This window comes from Comamonas sp. 7D-2 (assembly GCF_022749555.1).
In the GTDB taxonomy this organism is placed as follows: domain Bacteria; phylum Pseudomonadota; class Gammaproteobacteria; order Burkholderiales; family Burkholderiaceae_C; genus Comamonas; species Comamonas thiooxydans.
Map to the genome: position 1 here is coordinate 2,625,170 of NZ_CP094238.1, position 19,561 is coordinate 2,644,730.

13 protein-coding genes are annotated in these 19,561 nt (G+C 60.8%); 7 read left to right on the plus strand and 6 right to left on the minus strand.

The window, feature by feature from the left end; translation table 11 throughout:
- Positions 1-122: 122 nt before the first annotated feature.
- The 4 genes from MPZ60_RS12055 to MPZ60_RS12070 all read right to left on the minus strand — a co-directional run bounded on the left by MPZ60_RS12055 (position 123) and on the right by MPZ60_RS12070 (position 6,594).
- Complete coding sequence (locus tag MPZ60_RS12055) at positions 123-2,174, minus strand: M3 family metallopeptidase (protein WP_034355851.1); 2,052 nt, start codon at positions 2,172-2,174, stop codon at positions 123-125.
- 199 nt (positions 2,175-2,373) lie between these two features.
- Positions 2,374-3,228: a bifunctional methylenetetrahydrofolate dehydrogenase/methenyltetrahydrofolate cyclohydrolase FolD gene (gene folD, locus MPZ60_RS12060; RefSeq protein ID WP_034355854.1), complete on the minus strand. Its 855-nt coding sequence runs from the start codon at positions 3,226-3,228 to the stop codon at positions 2,374-2,376.
- Between the two features lie 148 nt (positions 3,229-3,376).
- On the minus strand, positions 3,377-4,030 hold the full coding sequence (locus MPZ60_RS12065; RefSeq protein ID WP_003055354.1) for a response regulator transcription factor: 654 nt from the start codon (positions 4,028-4,030) through the stop codon (positions 3,377-3,379).
- Positions 4,027-6,594, minus strand: coding sequence for a PAS domain-containing sensor histidine kinase (locus MPZ60_RS12070; RefSeq protein WP_012838307.1), 2,568 nt, complete (start codon positions 6,592-6,594; stop codon positions 4,027-4,029). The genes MPZ60_RS12065 and MPZ60_RS12070 overlap by 4 nt, the downstream gene beginning before the upstream one ends.
- A gap of 309 nt (positions 6,595-6,903) precedes the next feature.
- Between MPZ60_RS12070 and aceE the strand changes: the two genes are divergently transcribed.
- The 7 genes from aceE (at position 6,904) to MPZ60_RS12105 (ending at position 16,846) form a co-directional block, all read left to right on the plus strand.
- Positions 6,904-9,618: a pyruvate dehydrogenase (acetyl-transferring), homodimeric type gene (aceE, locus tag MPZ60_RS12075; protein WP_034355857.1), complete on the plus strand. Its 2,715-nt coding sequence runs from the start codon at positions 6,904-6,906 to the stop codon at positions 9,616-9,618.
- An 18-nt stretch (positions 9,619-9,636) separates the two neighbouring features.
- On the plus strand, positions 9,637-11,319 hold the full coding sequence (gene aceF, locus MPZ60_RS12080) for a dihydrolipoyllysine-residue acetyltransferase (RefSeq protein ID WP_034355859.1): 1,683 nt from the start codon (positions 9,637-9,639) through the stop codon (positions 11,317-11,319).
- 115 nt (positions 11,320-11,434) lie between these two features.
- The gene (locus tag MPZ60_RS12085) at positions 11,435-12,310 is read left to right on the plus strand and encodes a hypothetical protein (protein ID WP_034355862.1); all 876 of its coding nucleotides are present in this window, start codon (positions 11,435-11,437) and stop codon (positions 12,308-12,310) included.
- A gap of 92 nt (positions 12,311-12,402) precedes the next feature.
- The gene (gene lpdA, locus MPZ60_RS12090; RefSeq protein ID WP_034355865.1) at positions 12,403-14,241 is read left to right on the plus strand and encodes a dihydrolipoyl dehydrogenase; all 1,839 of its coding nucleotides are present in this window, start codon (positions 12,403-12,405) and stop codon (positions 14,239-14,241) included.
- A 323-nt stretch (positions 14,242-14,564) separates the two neighbouring features.
- Positions 14,565-14,846 carry a helix-turn-helix transcriptional regulator gene (locus tag MPZ60_RS12095; protein WP_034355868.1) on the plus strand — a complete coding sequence of 94 codons (282 nt, stop codon included), beginning with the start codon at positions 14,565-14,567 and terminating at the stop codon, positions 14,844-14,846.
- Positions 14,836-16,134, plus strand: coding sequence for a type II toxin-antitoxin system HipA family toxin (locus MPZ60_RS12100; RefSeq protein WP_034355871.1), 1,299 nt, complete (start codon positions 14,836-14,838; stop codon positions 16,132-16,134). Before MPZ60_RS12095 ends, MPZ60_RS12100 begins: the two co-directional genes overlap by 11 nt.
- 235 nt (positions 16,135-16,369) lie before the next feature.
- Positions 16,370-16,846, plus strand: a complete 477-nt coding sequence (locus MPZ60_RS12105) for a GFA family protein (protein ID WP_080746107.1) — start codon at positions 16,370-16,372, stop codon at positions 16,844-16,846.
- 132 nt (positions 16,847-16,978) lie between these two features.
- Here MPZ60_RS12105 and MPZ60_RS12110 read toward each other — a convergent pair whose 3' ends face one another.
- Together MPZ60_RS12110 and MPZ60_RS12115 are read right to left on the minus strand one after the other, a co-directional pair.
- Positions 16,979-18,349 (minus strand): MFS transporter, encoded by a 1,371-nt coding sequence (locus tag MPZ60_RS12110; protein WP_034355877.1) that lies wholly within the window; start codon positions 18,347-18,349, stop codon positions 16,979-16,981.
- Between the two features lie 762 nt (positions 18,350-19,111).
- Positions 19,112-19,468: a zinc ribbon domain-containing protein YjdM gene (locus MPZ60_RS12115; RefSeq protein ID WP_034355880.1), complete on the minus strand. Its 357-nt coding sequence runs from the start codon at positions 19,466-19,468 to the stop codon at positions 19,112-19,114.
- Positions 19,469-19,561 lie beyond the last annotated feature (93 nt).

Below are 19,561 nucleotides of genomic sequence, written 5' to 3' on the forward strand. Positions count from 1 at the left end.
TTGTCTTGATCCGACCTCGGTGCGTGAGTCAGCTAGCGTCAGTCTTGGGTCTCTCTTATTGGGGCGATGGCAGACATGAAAAAGCGCCCGGGAAGGGCGCTTTTGGGGAGATGGCAGAAGACTCAGGCGGTCTGGCTCATACCTTGGTGGCGAAGCAGTGCGTCAATCTGTGGCTCGCGGCCACGGAAGGCCTTGAAGGACTCCATGGCAGGGCGGCTGCCGCCGGCTTCCAGAATCGACTCGCGGTACTTGCGGCCGGTCTCGGGGTTGGGCGAGCCATCGGCCAACATGGTTTCTTCAAAAGCCGCATAGGCGTCCGCGCTCAGCACCTCGGCCCATTTGTAGCTGTAGTAACCGGCGGCATAGCCACCGGCAAAGATATGGCTGAAAGTGTGTGCCATGCGGTTGTAGGCTGGCGATTGCAGCACGGACACCTCGGTGCGCACCTGGTTCAGCAGCGCCATGAAGTCGTCTGCCGGATTGTGCTCGGTGTGCAGGAGCATGTCGAACAGCGCAAACTCGATCTGGCGCAGGGTCTGCATGCCGGACTGGAAGTTCTTGGCGGCAATCATCTTGTCGTACAGCGCGCGAGGCAAGGCCTCGCCCGTGTCCACGTGGGCAGTCATGTGCTTGAGCACATCCCACTCCCAGCAGAAATTTTCCATGAACTGGCTGGGCAGCTCGACTGCATCCCATTCCACGCCGGCAATACCCGAGACATCGCGTTCATTGACCTGCGTGAGCATGTGGTGCAAACCGTGACCGGTTTCGTGGAACAGGGTGATCACATCATCGTGCGTGAGCAGCGCGGGTTTGCCGTCCACGCCGGACGCGAAGTTGCAGACCAGGTGGGCCACAGGCGTTTGCAGCTGATGGGAGTCGGGGCGCAGCCAGCGTGTACGCACATCGTCCATCCAGGCGCCGCCACGCTTGCCCTTGCGCGCCTGCGGGTCCAGGTAGAACTGGCCGACCAGCTGAGTGCCTTGCGCGGTGGAGCGCTCGATACGGTAGAACTCCACGCAGGGGTTCCAGACCGGAGCTTCGTCGCGGCGGATGGAGACTTCGAACAGGGTTTCGACAATCTTGAACAGGCCTGCCAGCACCTTGGGTGCAGGAAAATACTGCTTGAGCTCCTGCTCGCTGAAGGAATAGCGGGCTTCCTTGAGCTTTTCGCCGATGAAGGCCCAGTCCCAGGGCTGGGGGTCGGCAATGCCGAGCTCAGTCCTGGCAAAGGCACGCAGATCGGCAGCATCCTTTTCTGCATAGGGACGGGCTCGTTGTGCCAGATCGCGCAGAAAGTCAATGACCTGCTTGGGCGAATCGGCCATCTTGGGCACGATCGAGACTTCGCCGAAGTTGCTGTAGCCCAGCAACTGGGATTCTTCCAGGCGCAGGGCGAGGATTTCCTTCATCACGGCGGTGTTGTCAAAGCGTTTGCCATCGCCATCGGCCTGATCGGAAGCTCGGGTCACATAAGCCTGATAAATCTTCTCGCGCAGTGCGCTGCTCTTGGCAAACTGCATCACTGGCAGATAGCTGGGCATCTTAAGCGTCAGCTTGTAGCCTTCTTTGCCATCGGCTTCGGCGGCGGCTTTGGCCGCGGCGATCACATCGGCCGGAACGCCGTCCAGCTCGTCAATCTTGGCGTAGTAGGCAAAGGCATCGGTGGCGTCCAGCGCGTTCTCGCTGAATTTCTGGGCCAACTCGGCCGAGCGTGCCTGGATCTGCGCAAAGCGTTCCTTGGCTGCGCCCTGCAGTTCGGCACCCGAGAGCACAAAGCCGCGCATGGCATGCTCCCAGGCGGCGCGCTGTTCCTTGTTGAGGCTGGTCGGGTCAATGGCCTTGTACTTGGCGTACAGGCGTTCATCGGCGCCCAGATTGGTCCAGAACTCGGTGACCTTGGGCAGGGCTTCGTTATAGGCCGCGCGCAACTCCGGGGTGTCGGCAACGCTGTTGAGGTGATTGATGGCCGACCAGGCGGTGCCCAGCTTTTCAGTCGCCACGTCCAGCACGGCAGAGATGGTCTCCCACTGTGCGGGGAAGTCCGGTGCAACCACGGTCTCCAGCGCCTCACTGGCACGGGCCAGCAAAGTGTCGATGGCTGGTGCCACATCCGCAGGCTGAATGCGGTCAAACAAGGGCAGGGAGGAGGATTCGAGAAGTGGATTGCTCATGCTGTATTAAGTGCCGGCAAGGTCGGGAAAATCAAGCGCTCTCAGGGTATTTATTGCTATCGCGTTCATAGCGTCAGCCTGTGGTCAGAAGCGTGCTCACGCTAGGACTGCGTGCAAGCGCCACCGCGCAGCAAAGCTGTCGTCCCCCTCGTGCAATCAGAGCCAGAGAGGGAGAAGTCGCGGGGCGGCTCGGAGGGCGTCAGGCAGCGGCGCGCTCTGCCGATTCCATGGTGTTGACCAGCAGCATGGTAATCGTCATGGGGCCGACACCACCGGGCACAGGGGTGATGTAGCCAGCAACTTCCTTGACGCCGTTGAAGTCGACGTCGCCGCAGAGCTTGCCTTCGGCATTGCGGTTCATGCCCACGTCGATGACCACTGCACCGGGCTTGACCATGTCGGCGGTCAGCACATCCACCTTGCCCACGGCCGCGACGATGATGTCGGCCTGGCGAGTCATGGCAGCCAGATCGGCGGTGCCGCTGTGGGTGACGGTGACCGTGGCATTGGCGGCCAGCAGCATCATGGCCATGGGCTTGCCCACGATGTTGGAGCGGCCGATGACCACGGCGTGCTTGCCGCGCAGATCCTTCATGCCGATGGATTCCAGCATCTTCATGCAGCCATAGGGCGTGCAGGCCTTGAAGCCGACTTCGCCGACCATCAGTGCGCCGGCGCTGGCCACGTGGAAGCCGTCCACATCCTTGGCGGGGGAAATGGTTTCGATGACCTTGTGGTCGTCAATGTGCTTGGGCAGGGGCAGTTGCACCAGAATGCCGTGAATGCTGGGGTCGTTGTTCAGCGCTTCGACACGTGCCAGCAGTTCGGCTTCGGTCATGGAGGCATCGTACTTTTCCAGCACCGAGTGGAAGCCCACGTCTTCGCAGGCCTTGACCTTGTTGCGCACGTAGACCTGGGAGGCCTGGTTGTCGCCCACCAGAACTACGGCCAGACCGGGCGTTACGCCCTTGGCCTTGAGCGCTGCCGCGCGGGTGGCGACTTCCTTGCGCAGTTGTTCGGAGAGGGCTTTGCCGTCGATGAGTTGGGCTGTCATTGCTGGAGTACCAATAAAAAATGCTGCTAGCCCTTGATGAACAAGCACTAGCAGCTATCAGAATAGGAGTTGGCTAAAGCGCGAGGCCTGGCCAGTGCTCCTTGGATTATCTCGCGATTGGAGTGGCTTCCGATTTCGCGGGGAGCACTTAATTGACGGCAGCCGCCGCTTTGGCCGCAGCGCTGGTCTGGCCCTGGCCCAGTGCGATCTTGAGCAGATCGGCCACGGTGTTGGCGTTGAGCTTTTCCATGATGTTGGCGCGGTGGGCTTCCACGGTCTTGATGGAGATGCCCAGATCGTCGGCGATCTGCTTGTTCAGGCGGCCGGCGACGATGCGCTCGAGCACCTGGGCTTCGCGGCCGGTGAGCTTGGCCAGCAGAGCATCGCGGCTGGCGGCCTGTTGGTGGCCGGTAAAGGCTTCGCGGGCGTGATCCAGCATGCGCTCGACCAGACCCAGCAGCTCTTCTTCGTTGAAAGGCTTCTGGATGAAGTCCAGCGCGCCTTTCTTCATGGTGTTCACGGCCATGGGCACATCGCCGTGACCGGTGATGAAGACGATGGGCAGAGGAGACTTGCGCTCGATCAGTCGGTCCTGCAGTTCCAGGCCGGTCATGCCGCCCATGCGGATGTCGACGATCAGGCAAGCCACTTCGCGTGGGTCGTAGCGCGACAAAAAGGTCTCGGCGGAGTCAAAGCAACGCACGCGGTAGTCCTTGCCTTCCAGCAGCCATTGCAGCGAATCACGGACTGCTTCGTCGTCGTCAACTACGTAAACAGTGCCTTTTTTGGGAATCAAACTCATGCAATCGTCCTCTTTATGGGTTCGCTTGTCGTGGTGAGTGTTGTCGTCTCCACACCCGTTGCCAACGGTAGCCAGAATGAGAACCGGCAACCAGTGACTTCGCTTCCATTGTAGAGGTTCTCGGCATGCATTCGACCCTGATGTGATTCGACAATCGAGCGGCAAAGGTTCAGGCCTATGCCCATGCCTTCGCTCTTGGTGGAGAAGAAGGCCTCGAACAAGTGTTCCAACACTTCCGGCGGCAGGCCCTTGCCCGTGTCTTCCACGGTGAACTCCACACCCGGCAGGCTTTCAAAGACCTGGGGGCGCACGCGCAGTTCCACATTGCGTTGGCCCAGCGGGCGGTCGGACATATCAATTGACTCAGCACTGTTTTTCATCAAATTGATGAGAACTTGCTCAATGAGGATGGCATCGGCCATTACCGGCGGCATGCGTTCGGCAATATGCGAGGTCAGCTGCACATTGCGGCGGCGCAACTCGATACCGGCCAGCTCCAGCGCCTCGTTCACCATCTCGCCTACCTGGGCCAGCATGCGATTGGGCTCGCTCTTTTTCACGAAGGAGCGGATGCGTTGAATGATCTGCCCGGCACGCTGTGCCTGATGTGCCGTCTTTTCCAGTGCGAACTTCATCTGTTCGGGTGTAAGCGTGCCGTTTTCCAAGCGTGTCAGCATGCCGGAGCTGTAATTGCTGATGGCGGTCAGGGGCTGGTTGAGCTCGTGCGCCACGCTGGATGCCATCTCGCCCATGGTGATGAGGCGGCTGGCGGTCTGGGCCTTTTCTGCCTGGGCTGCAGCCTGTTCCTCGGCCAGGCGGCGCTGGGTGATGTCGGTGGCAATCACCATCTGGGCCAGGCGGCCGTCCACCCAACTCAGATAGCGCGAGCGGACTTCCAGCCATTTGCCCAGGCTGGGCACGAAGATCTCGGCGTTCTCGCTGCGTGCGGCAGTCAGCGTGTCCGTAGGCAAGCCCATGAGGCCGTCTTCGTTCTCGGCTTCGGGCTGGTGGCGAACCGGCAGCTTGCCGGCCTGGGCGACCAGTTGCAGATGTCCTTCGGTGTGCGAGCCAAACCACTGACGGTACAGCTTGTTGGCAAACAGCAGTTCGGCACTTCCAAGAGGGGCCACGGAAACAGAGGCATCCAGCGCCTCCAGCACAATGGTGAAACGCTCGTACGAGGCAGACAGCTGTTCGCGAATCCGGTTGGGCTCGGTAATGTCCGTCATGGACGACATCCACCCCGTGTGCTGGCCGTGGGCATCAATCAGCGGCGATACATACAGGCGCGCGTCGAACAGGCTGCCGTTCTTGCGCTTCACACGTACCTGAAAGCCGCCAACGATGGTCTTACCCGACAGCTCTTCGCGCAGCTGTGAATGCAGATTGTCGTAGTCGTTATCGGGCCAGTAGGAATAGGGTGGAACCTGGCCGACCAGATCCTTCTCGCTCCAGCCCGTCATCTGGCAGAAGGCTGCGTTCACATAGGTGATGCGGCCGTGCAGATCCAGTGCTCGCATGCCCGTCAGCACGGAATTTTCCATGGCACGACGGAAGTTGGTCTCGGCCACCAGGGCCTCCTGAGCACGCTGACGTCGGCGTGTGTGGCGCCAGGTGGCCAGCAGCAGCCAGGCCGTCATGGCCGACAAGGTGCCCACCAGCCAGAACAGGCCGCTACCGACTACGCCCAGCGAGGTCTGATAGGCTTGGGCGCGCATCATCAGCGCCGTGCCCACCGGGGAGACGGGCACTTCGTATTCATTCGCAATGGCACGCCAGTGCAGCAGCTCGGTAGGCGTCTTGCGCGGTGCCAGCGGAGTGCCGGCCAGCACATGGTTGTCGGCATCGCGCATGGTGATGGCGTAACGGGCCATCACTTCCGTGGGCGTGCCATAGCGCAGCAGACTGTCCACCGAAAACTCGGCCAGCAGCTCGCCCTGGTAGCGGCTGTTGGCGCTGATTGGCACATGCAGTTGCAGCAGTGGCGGCAACTCATTGGGCTGGGCTTTTTCCTGCACATAGATGGGCTGCAGCATCTCGCGGGCTTGCTCATAGGCTTGCAGGGTCTCGCCCTGATGCAGGCTTTCTCCCACGGCGCGCAGCTGATCCGTGGCCACCGTCGGAGCTGACTGGCTGTACACAACCTGACGCTTGTCATTGATCCAGGTAATCGATTGCAGCTCGGGGTATTGGCTGATCAACGCTTCGGTGCGACCGTCGAAGTCGGCTTTGCGCATCTCTCGGTTGCCGATGTCACGAGCCATGCGCATCAGTTGCTCCTGGCGCTCCAGCAGGCGCAGGCGCACGCGTTGTTGGGCGTATTCCACGTCGCGGCGCAGTGCCTCCTGCTCGCGATCCACTTCTTCCGTGCGCAAATACCAGAACGACGCAATGATTGCAGCCATGAACATCAGCACCGACGCCAGCGGCGCGAGCGCGGCATAGCGATCCTGCCGGGTCGGCGACAGGCTGCGCCACCAGCTACGCCACCAGCGCACAGGGGATGCAACGGATTGCGCGCTTTTTGCGTCCTCTTTTTCTCGTTCGTGATTGCTTGTTTGCATGCCTCCAGTGTAGGGGAGAGACCTAGTGGAATCTGCGACTATTTCTGTCGCGTAAAAGACAATCTATAGAGGCTTCACTGTATGTGCATTTGCAGCATTTTTTTATATAGTGAAATCACAAAGCACAATTTGAAATTTGAAAAAAATGTGCGAAACTCGCCAGCGATCGACACAGTGAATCGGTTTAATCCGGGGAGCACCCGAAGGTGCTGTGCCACGCGTTATGCGGTGTGGCGCTTGCCGCACCCGTGTGATGCCGCACTCACTGCTTCGTGATAAAGCTACCCCCTCTCGAAGGAGACACTCACAATGACAGCTCAGACTGATCCCAAAGGCGCTGGCTTTCCTGCCGGCCTGGACCAACAAGAATCGCGCGAGTGGATGGATGCCCTCTCTGCGGTGATCGACCGCGAAGGTGCGGACTATGCTCACAAGCTGATCGAGGATCTGCTTGAACACGCGCGCCAGAACAGCGTGGACATGCCTTTCTCGGCCAATACAGGCTACGTGAACACCATCGAGGCCGATCAGGAAGAAAAGTGCCCCGGCAACCTCGAGATCGAAGGTCGTCTGCGTGCCTACATGCGCTGGAACGCCATGGCCATGGTGGTCAAGGCCAACCGTATTCACCCCCCCGAAGGTGGTGATCTGGGCGGTCACATCGGCTCCTTCGCTTCGCTGGCCAATATGTTTGCGGCCGGCTTCAACCATTTCTGGCATGCCGAGAACGAAAACCACGGCGGCGACTGCCTGTACATCCAGGGTCACGTCTCGCCCGGCATCTATGCCCGCGCCTACCTGGAAGGCCGTATCTCTGAAGAGCAACTGCTGAACTTCCGCCAGGAAGTGGACGGCAAGGGGCTGTCGAGCTACCCCCACCCCAAGCTGATGCCCGACTTCTGGCAGTTCCCCACGGTGTCCATGGGCCTGGGCCCGCTGATGGCCATCTACCAGGCGCGTTTCCTGAAGTATCTGCACGCACGCGGCATTGCCAACACCGAAAACCGCAAGGTCTGGGTGTTCTGCGGCGACGGTGAAATGGACGAAGTGGAATCCCTGGGCGCCATCGGTCTGGCTTCGCGCGAGAACCTGGACAACCTGGTCTTCGTGATCAACTGCAATCTGCAGCGCCTGGACGGTCCTGTGCGCGGCAACGGCAAGATCATCCAGGAGCTGGAAGGCGAATTCCGCGGTGCCGGCTGGAACGTCATCAAGCTGCTGTGGGGCAAGGGCTGGGACGAGCTGCTGGCCAAGGACAAGGACGGCGTGCTCAAGAAGATCATGATGGAGTGCAACGACGGCGACTATCAGGCTTTCAAGGCCAACGATGGTGCCTACGTTCGCCAGCATTTCTTCGGTCGCGATCCTCGCGCCCTGAAGATGGTCGAGCACATGTCCGACGATGAAATCTGGAATCTGCGCCGCGGTGGCCACGATTCGCAGAAGGTCTACGCAGCATTCGCCGCTGCCAACGGCCACAAGGGTCAGCCTACCGTGCTGCTGGTCAAGACCGTCAAGGGCTTCGGCATGGGCAAGATCGGTGAAGGCAAGAACAACGTTCACCAGACCAAGAAGCTGAGCGACGAGGACATCAAGGCCTTCCGCGACCGCTTCAACATCCCGATCCCCGACAGTCAGATCGCGGACATTCCCTTCTACAAGCCGGCCGACGATACGCCGGAAATGAAGTATCTGCACGAGCGTCGCAAGGCTCTGGGCGGCTATCTGCCGCACCGTCGCCAGCAAGCTGACGAGCAGTTCACCGCTCCTGCGCTGGACACCTTCAAGGCCATCCTGGAGCCCACACCCGAAGGCCGTGAAATCTCCACGACCCAGGCTTATGTGCGTTTCCTGACGCAGTTGCTGCGTGACAAGAACATCGGCCCCCGCGTGGTGCCCATCCTGGTGGACGAGGCCCGTACCTTCGGTATGGAAGGCCTGTTCCGTCAGGTCGGCATCTACAACCCCCACGGTCAGCAATACACCCCGGTCGACAAGGACCAGGTGATGTACTACCGCGAGGACAAGGCCGGCCAGATCCTGCAGGAAGGCATCAACGAAGCCGGCGGCATGTCCAGCTGGATCGCTGCAGCCACCAGCTACAGCCATAGCAACCGGGTCATGATCCCGTTCTATGTGTACTACTCGATGTTCGGCTTCCAGCGTATCGGCGACCTGGCCTGGGCGGCTGGCGACCTGCAAGCGCGCGGCTTCCTGCTGGGCGGCACCTCGGGCCGTACCACGCTGAACGGCGAAGGCCTGCAGCACGAAGATGGTCACAGCCATATCCTGGCCAATACCATCCCCAACTGCGTGTCCTACGACCCCACCTTCGCTCACGAAGTGGCCGTGATCATGCAGGACGGTCTGCGTCGCATGGTGCAGAACCAGGAAAACATCTTCTACTACATCACGCTGCTGAACGAAAACTACCCCATGCCTGGCCTGGAAGCCGGCACGGAAGAGCAGATCCTCAAGGGCATGTACATGGTCAAGCCTGGCCAGAAGGTGCCCGAGAGCGGCCTGCGCGTTCAACTGCTGGGCTCCGGCACCATCCTGCGCGAGTCCTTCTTCGCCCAGGAACTGCTGGAAAAGGACTGGGGTGTTGCCGCCGACGTCTGGAGCTGCCCGTCGTTCAACGAACTGACCCGCGAAGGTCAGGAAGTGGACCGCTTCAACATGCTGCATCCGCTGGAAGCCGCCAAGGTTCCCTTCGTGTCCCAGCAGTTGGCTGCCCATCCCGGCCCCGTGGTCGCCTCGACCGACTATATGAAGGCCTACGCCGAGCAGATCCGTCCCTACATGCCCAAGGGCCGTACCTACAAGGTGCTGGGTACCGACGGCTTCGGTCGTTCGGACTTCCGCGCCAAGCTGCGTGAACACTTCGAAGTCAACCGTCATTACATCGTGGTGGCTGCACTGCGTGGTCTGGCCGATGAAGGCAAGATCAACGCCACGACCGTGGCCGAAGCGATCAAGAAGTACGGCATCAACGTCGACAAGATCAACCCGCTGCACGCCTAAGAAGGGGAGACAGATAACATGGCATTGACAGAAATCAAGGTCCCCGATATTGGCGACTTCTCCGAAGTCGGCGTGATCGAAGTGCTGGTCAAGGTGGGTGACACCATCAAGGTCGAGCAATCCCTGATTACCGTGGAGTCCGACAAGGCTTCCATGGAAATCCCCTCCAGCCAGGCTGGCGTGGTCAAGGAAATCAAGGTTGCCCTGGGCGACAAGGTCAAGGAAGGCTCCGTGGTCGTGATGCTGGAAACCGCCGACGCGGCTCCCGCACCTGCCGCCGCAGCACCCGCACCTGTGGCTGCCCCTGTGGCCGCTGCTCCTGCTCCCGTGGCTGCAGCCCCTGTGGCTGCCGCTCCCGCAGCGTCTTCCACCGTGGACATCAAGATCCCCGATATCGGCGACTTCAAGAACGTGGCCGTGATCGAGATGCTGGTCAAGGTGGGCGATACCGTGGCCGTCGAGCAATCGCTGTTCACCGTGGAGTCCGACAAGGCCTCGATGGAAATCCCTTCACCCTCGGCAGGCACCATCACGGCGCTGACCATCAAGCTGGGTGACACCGTCAACGTGGGCGACGTGGTCGGCCAGATGACGGTGCAGGGCGCAGCAACTGCTCCCGTGCAGGCCGCCGCTCCCGTGGCAGCTCCGGTTGCCGCTCCTGTGGCGGCAGCACCTGCACCCGTGGTTGCAGCTCCCGTGGCCGCTGCTGCTCCTGTGGCAGCACCTGCGGCCCACAACCCCACCGTGGCTCCTTCGGGTCAGCTGCCCCATGCCTCGCCTTCGGTGCGCAAGTTCGCTCGCGAACTGGGCGTGCCTCTGGCAGAAGTCAAGGGCTCGGGCAACAAGGGCCGTATCACGGCGGAAGACATCCAGTCCTTCACCAAGTCGGTGATGGCTGGCGCCGTGCAGACCCTGGCCCAGCAGGCTGTGGCTCCCAAGTCGTCCGGCGGCAACGTCGGCGGCCTGGAAGTGCTGGCCTGGCCCAAGGTCGACTTCGCCAAGTTTGGCGCTGTCGAGCGCAAGGAACTGTCTCGCATCAAGAAGATCTCGGGTGCCAATCTGCACCGCAACTGGGTGGTCATCCCTCACGTCACCAACAATGACGAGGCCGACATCACCGAGCTGGAAGCCTTCCGTGTGCAGACCAATGCCGAAAGCGCCAAGGCCAAGAGCGACGTCAAGGTGACGATGCTGGCTTTCGTGATCAAGGCCGTGGTCGCTGCGCTCAAGAAGTTCCCCGAGTTCAATGCCTCTCTGGACGGCGACACTCTGGTCTACAAGCAGTACTTCAACATCGGTTTTGCTGCCGACACGCCGAACGGCCTGGTCGTTCCCGTGCTCAAGGACGCCGACAAGAAGGGCATTCTGCAGATCAGCCAGGAAATGGGCGAGCTGGCCAAGAAGGCCCGTGACGGCAAGCTGGGCGCTGCGGACATGCAAGGCGGCTGCTTCTCGATCTCGTCTCTGGGCGGCATCGGCGGCACCAACTTCACGCCCATCATCAATGCGCCTGAAGTCGCCATCCTGGGTCTGTCCAAGGGCGCCATGAAGCCTGTGTGGGACGGCAAGCAGTTCGTGCCTCGTCTGATGCTGCCTCTGTCGCTGTCGTACGACCACCGTGTCATCGACGGTGCAGCCGCTGCACGTTTCAACGCCTACCTGGGCGCTGTGCTGGCCGACTACCGCCGCATCCTGCTCTAAGCAGCTGACAAGCAGGCCGATTTTTAGTGAAATCGGCCTGTAGCGCTTATCTGAACTGCGCAAGTAGCTATCTTTTTAGATGCCTTGCGCTTCACCTTGCCAGTCCATGAGTGAGATGAAGAACCTGAGACAGCATCCCATCGAGCATCTGCGTGGCGTCATCCCCGGTATCCGGCCCTTTCCGGATGCGGCTGACGTCTTCGCCGAGCCGGTCGAGAAGTACGCGCGGCATTTTCTGCCGCTGGTCACCATCGATCTGGCCTTGCTCGACGATGCCTGGAGCGGGCCGATTCATCTCGTCGCCCCTTGCGAGCCCTACGAAGGGCAAGTCGGGGAGTGGGGAGGCGAGGAGTTTGGCAATGCGCTGCTCAAGCCTGACTGGCTGGCTTTCAAGCTCAACGAACAAGGCAGGTACGAGTTGCTGGGTGACTGGCGCTACTTCATGCTGGAGCAGGATCGGGCCGACTGGGCGGAAAAATCGCTCGACTGGCGCGAGGTGCGCACCCAGCATCGTGAACTGGTCAAACTGGGCGTGGAGCCGCCGTTTGAACTGCACCACGGGGCCAAGTACTCATGGCGCGATGTGATGGAGCTGCATTACGCAACCCAGCACGCGGCATATGGGCAGGCCAGGCGGGACTTTCTGGCCCATGGCTGGAATGCTGCCAAGCCCTGGGATGACGCTGCTGAAGTTGCCAAGCTGCCCTTGTATGAGCCAGGCACGGATTGCTATGACTCCACTTCAGGTCGCTATCTGCTCGGGGTGCTGGGCGGGCCTGCATGGGGTGGTAATTGGAGCAATCTGACCAACCCGCTGCTCAGCGACATTGGTACGGATGACGGCATTCACCCCATCCACCCGGAAACGGGCGCTGCGTTCGAGTTCATCACCAGCACCTATGCCAACGAGTTCACCGGTAGCGACTGCGAAATTCTGCTGTTCTACGAGCCACAAAGCCGCACCGTGCTGCAGACCTTTGATTGGAGCTAAGGCGTCACCGTCCGGCTTCAAACCGAGAAAAACCGTTTTTGCTGCCTGATTCTTCAGGTGGCTCAGAGACAAAAACCAAGATAGGAGCGCATATGAGCCTCATCGATATCAAGGTGCCTAACATTGGCGACTTCGCCGAAGTGGGCGTGATCGAACTGCTGGTCAACCCCGGCGACACCGTGGCCGTGGACCAGTCCCTCATCACTGTGGAGTCCGACAAGGCCTCCATGGAAATCCCTTCCAGCCACGCCGGCGTCGTGAAGGAAATCAAGGTCAAGGTCGGTGACAAGGTTGCCGAAGGCTCGCTGGTGCTGACACTGGAAGCCGCAGCCGGCGCCGCCGCATCTGCTCAGGCAGCAGCCCCTGCGCCCGCCGCAGCCGCTCCAGCACCTGTGGCGGCCCCCGTGGCTGCCGCTCCAGCTCCCGTCGCCAGCAACTTTGCCGGCACTGTGGACATGGACTGCGACGTGGTCGTTCTGGGCGGTGGCCCTGGCGGCTACTCCGCAGCCTTCCGCGCTGCCGACCTGGGCCTCAAGGTCGTGCTGGTCGAGCGCTACGCCACCCTGGGCGGTGTCTGCCTGAACGTGGGTTGCATCCCATCCAAGGCGCTGCTGCACGTGGCTGCCGTGATGGACGAGGTCAAGCACCTGGAAGTGGCCGGCGTGAAGTTTGCCGCTCCCGAAGTCAACATCGACCAGCTGCGCGGCCACAAGGAAAAGGTCATCGGCAAGCTGACCGGCGGTCTGGGCCAGATGGCCAAGATGCGCAAGGTCACCGTCGTGCGTGGCTACGGCAACTTCGTGTCTGCCAACCACATTGAGGTCGAAGAAACCACCGGTTCCGGCCAGGAAAAGACCGGCAGCAAGAAGATCGTTCAGTTCAAGAACGCCATCATCGCTGCGGGCTCGCAAGCCGTGCACCTGCCTTTCATGCCCAAGGACCCCCGCGTGGTCGATTCCACTGGCGCCCTGGACCTGAAGGAAGTGCCCAAGCGCATGCTGATTCTGGGCGGCGGCATCATCGGCCTGGAAATGGGCACCGTCTACAGCACACTGGGCGCACGCCTGGACGTGGTGGAGATGATGGACGGCCTGATGCAAGGCGCTGACCGCGACCTGGTCAAGGTCTGGCAAAAGATGAACGCGCCACGCTTCGACAACATCATGGTCAACACCAAGACCGTGGGGGCCGAAGCCACGCCCGAAGGCATCAAGGTCACGTTCGCTCCTGCCAAGGACGGCGTCACCGTGCCCGAACCCCAGACCTACGACCTGGTCCTGCAAGCCGTGGGCCGCACGCCCAATGGCAAGAAGATCAGCGCCGACAAGGCCGGCGTGGCCGTGACCGACCGCGGCTTCATCGACGTCGACATCCAGATGCGCACCAACGTGCCCAACATCTTCGCGATTGGCGACATCGTGGGCCAGCCCATGCTGGCGCACAAGGCCGTGCACGAAGCGCATGTGGCCGCCGAAGTCATCGCCGGCGAGCTGCAAGGCAACAAGGAACTAGCATCCAGCGCCTTCAACGCCCGCGTGATTCCTTCGGTGGCCTACACCGACCCCGAAGTGGCGTGGGTGGGCCTGACAGAAGACCAGGCCAAGGCACAAGGCATCAAGGTCAAGAAGGGCCTGTTCCCTTGGGCTGCCTCCGGCCGCGCCATCGCCAACGGCCGCGATGAAGGCTTTACCAAGCTGCTGTTTGACGATTCCCCTGAGGCCCACGGCCATGGCCGCATCCTGGGCGGCGGCATGGTCGGCACGCACGCTGGCGACATGATCGGTGAAATCGCCCTGGCCATCGAAATGGGAGCCGACACGGTGGACATCGGCAAGACCATCCACCCGCACCCCACGCTGGGCGAGTCCATCGGCATGGCGGCGGAAGTGGCGCATGGTTCCTGCACGGACGTGCCACCCGCACGTAAGTGAGCGTTTCGCTTGCTTAAAACAAAGGCAGCCTTCGGGCTGCCTTTTTTATATTTCCATAGCTGCTTGTGCTTGCTACATAAGTGCTTGAGGCCGACTGATTCTCAATTTTCCATCTGTGATCGTGCTGCTTTGGGCGCTTAGACTAGTTTTGATAGCTGCCAGTGCATGATGCATAAGCGCTGGAGCCTGTTTTATCTTGAATTTTTGGCGTTGGTGCTTGAGCTTGTCTGTCAATGAATTTCCCGATCAGGAAATATTGATTCCCTTTCTGCATGCTCTGCTTCATAATTTCCCGAACGGGAATTTTCAAGCTAGACCACCTTATGTCCACCATCCACACCACCGACCAACTGGGCACGGCCCTGCGCATCGCCCGCAAACAACTGGGGCTGACCCAGCCGCAGCTTGCCTTGGCCGCAGGCGTGGGCACGCGGTTTATTGTAGATCTGGAGTCGGGCAAGCCCACGGTGCGGCTGGAGCATGTGCTGCGGGTGATCGATGCGCTGGGGGGAGAGTTGCAGTTGGGCGGCTTGCCGGAAGCGGCGCATGAAGACGGGGCAGGCCAGGCTGCCGCAGCAACGGAGGGCGCAGACCATGACGCATGAACTCGAAGTCTGGCTGTTTGAGCGGCGCGTGGGAAGCCTGTCGCTGGTGCATGGGCGGCTGAGCTTTGCCTATGCGACCGAATGGTTGGCGCTGCCGCAGGCCACGGCTTTATCGCAGTCGCTGCCGCTGCAGGCTGAGCCCTTTGGCGATCACCAGACCCGGCCATTCTTTGCCGGTCTGCTGCCCGAGGGGCAGATGCGACGCCTGATTGCCCAGCAATTTCAGGTGTCGGGCCAGAACGATTTTGCGTTGCTGGACCATATTGGAGGCGAATGCGCGGGGGCCGTGACCTTTCTGGAACCAGGGCAAGCCTTGCCGCAGACTGACGGGGCTGGGGCGACCAGGGAATCGGGTGATGTGGAGTGGCTCAGCGATCAAAAGCTGCTCGCCTTGCTGGACGAGCTGCCGCGCCGCCCCATGCTGGCGGGAGATGACGGGCTGCGGCTGTCGCTGGCCGGGGCGCAGGACAAGCTGCCCGTGGTGGTGGACGACAGCATTCCGGGCGCAGTGCGTATCGGTCTGCCGCGCAACGGCGCTCCCAGCTCGCATATCTTGAAGCCCGCCATCCATGCGGTGGAGGACAGCGTAGCCAACGAAGGCTTTTGCATGCTGCTGGCCCAGGTCATGGGGCTGCGGCCTGCCAATGCCCGAATCCAGAGCGTGCTGGGCCGCTCGTTTTTGCTGGTGAAGCGCTATGACCGGGTGCTGAAGGACGATGCGCAGGGCCAAGCGCAGCTGCAACGTCTGCACCAGGAAGACTTTTGCCAGGCGCTGGGCGTGGTGCCCGAGCTGAAGTACCAGAACGAGGGCGGGCCAGGCCTGGCCCAATGCTTTGCCTTGGCGCGCAGCGTGACCCGCCCCAGCGCGCCGCAGGTTCTGCGGCTGCTGGATGGGGTGATCTTCAATGCCCTGATCGGCAACCATGACGCACATGGCAAGAATTTCTCGCTGCTTTATGGAGGAAGGGCGCCTGTGCTGGCACCGTTCTACGACCTGCTGGCTACGGCGATTTACCCCCAGCTGACGCCCAAGATGGCAATGAAGATTGGCAGCAAATACAAGTTCAGCGAGCTGGAGGCCAGGCACTGGGAGCAGTTTGCGGAAGAAGCAGGCCTTGCCAAGGCGGCGACGAGCAAGCGTTTGCAGCAGCTGGCGAACGAACTACCCGCTGCCGCGCGCAAGCTGCAGGCCGCGCCACCGCATGGTTTTGCGGGCAATGCCGTGGTGACGCAGATCGTGCAGCTGATAGAGCAGCGCTGCGCCTTGACGCTGAGGCGCTTGGCCTGAGCACACGCGTGATTTCACACCTAGATCGGAGCGCCGCGATGCCAGTTAAATTTCCCGAACGGGAAGTATGTATTTAAATTAGTTGCGGCAAGTTAAAAATTTCCTGATCGGGAAATTTTTAAGATTCATAGCTTCTTGCGCTTGTTGCATGAGCGCTTGAGCTTGATTTGACCGATATTGGATGCCGTTGATTCAGCGCCAGCCATATAAGAACCGTATTGATGGAGACAAACCCATGCTTAGCCCCAGCCGCGATTTTTCCCGACCGCTCCAAGCCGCCTGCCACTGCGGCGCAGTGCGCTTTACCGTTCTGTTAAGCGATGGCCTGAATACCGCGCGGCGCTGCAATTGTTCGTTTTGCCGCATGCGCGGGGCCGTGGCGGTGTCGGCTGATTTGAGCGGAATCGAGGTGCTGCAGGGACAGGATGCGCTGACGCTCTACCAGTTCAACACCGGGCAGGCCAAGCATTTCTTTTGCAAGCATTGCGGCATCTATACCTTCCATCAGCGACGCTCCTCGCCGCATCAGTACGGTGTGAATGTGGCTTGCATAGCGGGCATGAGCCCGTTTGACTTTGCCGAAGTGGTGGTGAGCGAGGGGCGCTCGCACCCCAACGACCGCCGCGCAGGCGCTGCTGCGGGCAAGTCTGTAGCGGCTGGCTGGCTGAGTTACAAGGCGAATCCCTTGGCCGAAGCGCAGCTTGAGGAATGATTTTGATAGCTTCTAACGCTTTACAGGTAAGCGTTGGCGGTCGTTTTTAATGTATTTTCTGCGTTCAGCATCGAATCAGCCAGCCAGATGAATCCGGGTCGGGCGCTGCCTGGCAAGCGCGCCGGGCATGGCTTAGCCGCGCCTGGTCTTGGAGTCGCGCACTGCCACCATCAGCACCAGTGCCGAGAGGATCAGCATGACCAGCACGAGATAGATGCTGTAGTGTCTGTTGCCTGTGTGCTGGGTCAGCAGGCCGGCCAGGGTGGGGCTGGCGGCCGAGCCCAGGTTGCCCAGGCTGCTGATGAGCGCTATGCCGCCGGCGGCTACGGCCGGCGACAGATAGTCGCTGACCAGGGCAAAGAACAGCGGGGGCAGGGCCGCAAGTCCGATCAGCGTGAAGGCCAGGGCAATCAGCGAGCCCTCAAGATGGCCGTGCATCTGCAGGGTGACGATCAGGCCGGCAATGGCCATACCGGTGGCGATGAACAAATGCCAGCGGCGGTCGCGGAAGCGGTCGGAGCTGGCACCGAAGGCAATCATGCCGAAGAAGCCTGCGACAAAGGGAATGGCCGAGTAGATTCCGACATGCAGCACGTCCTGCACGCCCAGGCCCTGAATCACGGTGGGCATCCAGAAGACAAACAGATAGGTAGCACCGTGCATCATGAAATACACGAGTGACAGGGCATAGACCTTGGGGTCGCGCAGCAACTGGCCCAGAGTGGCGCTGCTGTGGGCCGCCTTGTGCCCGTGGCCGCCATGATGAGCAACTTGGCCGCCGTCGTTGGCGATGTTGTGTTGCAGGCGCGCTTTTTCGGCGTCTGTCAGCCATTTCGCGTCGGCTGGCTTGTCCTGCAGATAGAAGTAGAGGATCAGACCCAGAATGCAGGCGGGAGGACCCTGGATGAGAAACAGCCACTGCCAGCCATGCAGACCGTCGATGCCATCCATATATTTGAGAATGGCGCCGCACAACGGGCCGGCCGCAATCGCCATGGCCATGACGGCTGAGAGAAAGATGGAGATCACGCGGCCGCGGCGTGCCGAGGGATACCAGTAGGTGAAGTAGAGAATGACGCCGGGAAAGAAGCCGGCTTCGAAGGCGCCCAGTAGAAAGCGTGCCACATAGAACTGCATGGGGGTGGAGACCCAGGCCATGGCGGTGGCGATGACGCCCCAGACCAGCATGATGCGCATCAGCGTCTTGCGCGTGCCAATCTTCTCCAGCAGCAGATTGCTGGGCACTTCAAACAAAAAGTAGCCTATGAAGAACAGGCCTGCGCCAAAGCCGTAGGCGGCGTCGCCGAAATCCAGCGTCTGCTTCATCTGGATCTGGGCGTAGCCGATGTTGATGCGGTCCAGGTAGGCGACCATGTAGCAGATCAGCAGCAGGGGCAGCAGCCGCCAACTGACCTTGGCATACAGCGCGTTGTCTGCATCGATGTTGTGGCTGGTGTCCTGCCTGGGCGTTGCGCCCGAAATGGTCGTCGCGCTTGGGGTCATGCTTGTCTCTTGGAAGTTGGTATGGGGCGCTGGGCGGTTCCTTGCGGCACGTCTTGCAGCATCACGACGTAGACGCTGCAAGCCGCTGTGCTAGGGCTATGCCGGGCTTTTTTGTTGTCTTGAATACAGGGGGAACTGCGCAGAGGCCCACAGCATCAAGCCGTGGGGCACAGGCTGCCAAGTCTTGGTACCTGGAACTCACGAGGTCACGGCGGAGACTGTGGTTGTGACCAGTGATTGGATTGCTTGCCTTCGAGTTCCCGGTTCATTTCCTGCTATTGCCCTTCATGGCCTGGACCTGGCTGCGCACAGGTATGCATCAGCCTGTCTTGACCTCTGCGGGGGCAGAAATCAAGGAGTTCGAGGGGGCAATGTAGGGCTGGTGCCCTGAATGGACTTAACGCATGCCGCAATTCAGTTGCCAGATCATGACATCCGAGGGTAAGCCTTAGGGTCGGCCTTGCTGCGGCAAGGCAGCGGAAGATGCTGCAGGCTTGCGCGGCGATGGCGTGCGCCATTGAGAGCCATGCTGCGCCTGAACTAGCACTAGCACGGGAGGCAGACAGCCGTTTCATCTGCGGATAGCTGATGTGGCCGAGTATGTATTTTTGATAACGGCCAGCGCGGAAAGGAGCCAGTTGGGCTTCTATTCGCGCAAGCGGGTTGCCAGAGCTTTTGAGCCGCCACATTGTGCTAGCGGACACGCCCGGCATGGCTCCGGGCGTTGGTGGATCGCTGGGTTCAGCGATGGGGAGTGCTGCCTCAGGCCTTTTTCAGAAACTCGGATTTGAGAATGAATGGACCCTGATCAGTCTTGCAGTCCACGTCATGGTCGCCGTTGTCATAGACCAGGCGAATGCCTTTGATCTTGGTGCCTTTTTTGATGACGGTAGAGGAACCTTTGACCTTCAGGTCCTTGACCAGCAGCACGCTGTCGCCGTCGGCCAGCGGCGTGCCGTTGGCGTCCTTGATGATGCGGGGGCCGTTGTCTTCATCGGCAATGGCTTCTGCATGGGCCGACCATTCATGGGCGCAGTCGGGGCAGATCAGCAGATCGCCATCGGGGTAGGTATTGCTCAGGCCGCATTGGGGGCAAGAGGGAAAAGTCGTCGTGCTCAAGGATTGGCTTTCTTTCAAAATAACAAGCACCAAGCCTAGCCGCAAAGCAGTAGTGGGTCGCCCAGGTGTGGATTGAGAGGCCTTTGCGCGCCG

What these genes read in the sequence shown, in the direction of transcription:
- MPZ60_RS12055 (WP_034355851.1), bottom strand. Translation starts at nt 2,174, where the DNA reads ATGAGCAATCCACTTCTCGAATCCTCCTCCCTGCCCTTGTTTGACCGC.
- lpdA (WP_034355865.1), top strand. Translation starts at nt 12,403, where the DNA reads ATGAGCCTCATCGATATCAAGGTGCCTAACATTGGCGACTTCGCCGAA.
- MPZ60_RS12100 (WP_034355871.1), top strand. Translation starts at nt 14,836, where the DNA reads ATGACGCATGAACTCGAAGTCTGGCTGTTTGAGCGGCGCGTGGGAAGC.
- MPZ60_RS12085 (WP_034355862.1), top strand. Translation starts at nt 11,435, where the DNA reads ATGAAGAACCTGAGACAGCATCCCATCGAGCATCTGCGTGGCGTCATC.
- MPZ60_RS12110 (WP_034355877.1), bottom strand. Translation starts at nt 18,349, where the DNA reads ATGACCCCAAGCGCGACGACCATTTCGGGCGCAACGCCCAGGCAGGAC.
- aceF (WP_034355859.1), top strand. Translation starts at nt 9,637, where the DNA reads ATGGCATTGACAGAAATCAAGGTCCCCGATATTGGCGACTTCTCCGAA.
- MPZ60_RS12095 (WP_034355868.1), top strand. Translation starts at nt 14,565, where the DNA reads ATGTCCACCATCCACACCACCGACCAACTGGGCACGGCCCTGCGCATC.
- MPZ60_RS12070 (WP_012838307.1), bottom strand. Translation starts at nt 6,594, where the DNA reads ATGCAAACAAGCAATCACGAACGAGAAAAAGAGGACGCAAAAAGCGCG.
- MPZ60_RS12065 (WP_003055354.1), bottom strand. Translation starts at nt 4,030, where the DNA reads ATGAGTTTGATTCCCAAAAAAGGCACTGTTTACGTAGTTGACGACGAC.
- folD (WP_034355854.1), bottom strand. Translation starts at nt 3,228, where the DNA reads ATGACAGCCCAACTCATCGACGGCAAAGCCCTCTCCGAACAACTGCGC.
- aceE (WP_034355857.1), top strand. Translation starts at nt 6,904, where the DNA reads ATGACAGCTCAGACTGATCCCAAAGGCGCTGGCTTTCCTGCCGGCCTG.
- MPZ60_RS12105 (WP_080746107.1), top strand. Translation starts at nt 16,370, where the DNA reads ATGCTTAGCCCCAGCCGCGATTTTTCCCGACCGCTCCAAGCCGCCTGC.